Below are 1,972 nucleotides of genomic sequence, written 5' to 3' on the forward strand. Positions count from 1 at the left end.
AGCCAGGCAAGGTCGCCCTTTTCGTCGGCAGCCACCGTTTTCATGGTCACGAGCTGCGCGAGATCGGCTTCCGCTCCTATTTTCGCGAGCATGCGCCGGATTTCACGGTGATGGAGACGCTGGTCAACCTGGAGGCCAACCAGGTGACGCATGATGCGATGCTCGAGCTTCTGGCTCGGCATCCCGACCTTGCCGGCTGCTACGTCGCCGGCGGCGGCATGGAGGGCGCGGTCGCGGCGTTGAGGGCGGCGAGACCGGCGCATATGCCGGTGGTCGTCTGCAACGAGATCAATGCGGAGTCGCGCGCGGCACTTGCCGACAACATCCTGACCATGGTGATCTCGACCCCGCTGGCGGCGCTCTGCCGCGAGCTTGTCGGCCTGATGGCGCATGCCATCGAGACCGGCGCCGCCAATGCGCCCGGCCAGACCTTTCTCCCCTTCGACATCTATCTGCCGGAAAACATCTAAGCCGTCTCCCGTCGGAATGATGTGATCCATCAGGCTGATGGAATTCTTTCGCGACGTGAAATCGCCCGGGGATTCCGCCGCAGAACGTTTGCATGCCGGCCGCGAGGGCGCTGCACGCTTGCCTCCATCGAAAAACCGGCACGTCCATTTCGAATCTCCCTTGACGGCTGCAAGCGAAATGGAATAAATATTTCACCAACTGGGTATTTTGGTTCTTTCGTTCCGGAACATCTGTTTCAAGCAGAGGACCAGGCGTTCCATTATGCGAGGAAAACGCCGCCGGAAGGGCCATGGGAGAGATTCCCCGGTAACATCGGGGATTCCGGTTCAATCGGTGCAGCCGGACACCAAGTGGAGGAGAAACTAAAATGAAGAAACTGCTTTTGGGCGTCGCGCTTTCGGCGCTGATGTGTTCGTCCGCCTTCGCCGCCAAGATCGGCGTCTCGATGGCTCTTTTCGACGACAATTTCCTGACCGTGCTGCGCAACGGCATGATCGCCCAGGCCAAGGGCATGGACGGCGTCGAACTGCAGGTCGAGGACGCGCAGAACGACGTGGCCAAGCAGCTCGACCAGATCAAGAACTTCGCCGCTTCGGGCGTCGACGCGATCATCGTCAACCCGGTCGACACTTCGGCCACCCAGGCGATGTCGGATGCGGCGGCCGCGGCCAAGATCCCGCTGGTCTATGTCAACCGCGAGCCGGTCAATGTCGACAAGCTGCCCGACAACCAGGCTTTCGTCGCGTCCAATGAGGCCGAGTCCGGCACGCTCGAGACCAAGGAAATCTGCCGCCTGTTCAAGGAAGCCGGCAAGAAGGAAGCCAATGTCTATGTGATCATGGGCGAGCTTTCCAATCAGGCGGCGGTGCAGCGCACCAAGGATATCGATGAAGTGATTGCCACGCCGGACTGCAACTTCATCAAGATCATCGACAAGCAGACCTCGAACTGGAAGCGTGACGAAGCGCAGAACCTGATGACCAACTGGCTGTCGTCCGGCAAGCCGTTCGACGGCGTCATCGCCAACAATGACGAAAGCGCCATCGGCGCCATCCAGGCGATGAAGGCCGCCAATATCGACATGAAGTCGGTCGTGGTCGGCGGCGTCGACGCAACCCAGGACGCGCTGGCCGCGATGCAGGCGGGCGATCTCGACGTCACGGTCTTCCAGGATGCGGCTGGCCAAGGCGCGGGCGCGCTCGATGCGGCGCTGAAGCTCTCCAAGGGCGAGAAGGTGGAGCGCAAGGTCTACATCCCCTTCCAGCTCGTGACGCCGGCGAACATCGACAAGTTCCTGAAGAAGAACTGAGGTCGCGCCAACGCAATTCCAGGGAAGTTTTCCGTACGGACTTGCGTGAGGACAAACCCTGGAGCGGCGCTCCGACGCATCGAGTTGGCTGAAATCGGCTGCAGACAGAGCAGCGTCGCTCCCTTCCTTCTCCCGCCCGACCGGGCGGGAGAGCGGGCGCGGTCATTCGGAGGAAGAAGACGTGTCACAGAC

2 protein-coding genes are annotated in these 1,972 nt (G+C 61.2%); both read left to right on the plus strand.

Going from position 1 to position 1,972, the window contains the following annotated elements:
• A partial coding sequence (locus EOA75_RS32335) for a substrate-binding domain-containing protein (protein ID WP_164747737.1) occupies nt 1-470 on the plus strand: 470 nt, incomplete at its 5' end.
• A 368-nt stretch (nt 471-838) separates the two neighbouring features.
• Nucleotides 839-1,780, plus strand: a complete 942-nt coding sequence (locus tag EOA75_RS32340) for a sugar ABC transporter substrate-binding protein (RefSeq protein ID WP_067002877.1) — start codon at nt 839-841, stop codon at nt 1,778-1,780.
• Nucleotides 1,781-1,972: the final 192 nt, after the last annotated feature.

Origin of the sequence: Mesorhizobium sp. M1A.F.Ca.IN.022.07.1.1 (genome assembly GCF_003997575.1) — a bacterium.
In the GTDB taxonomy this organism is placed as follows: Bacteria; Pseudomonadota; Alphaproteobacteria; order Rhizobiales; family Rhizobiaceae; genus Mesorhizobium.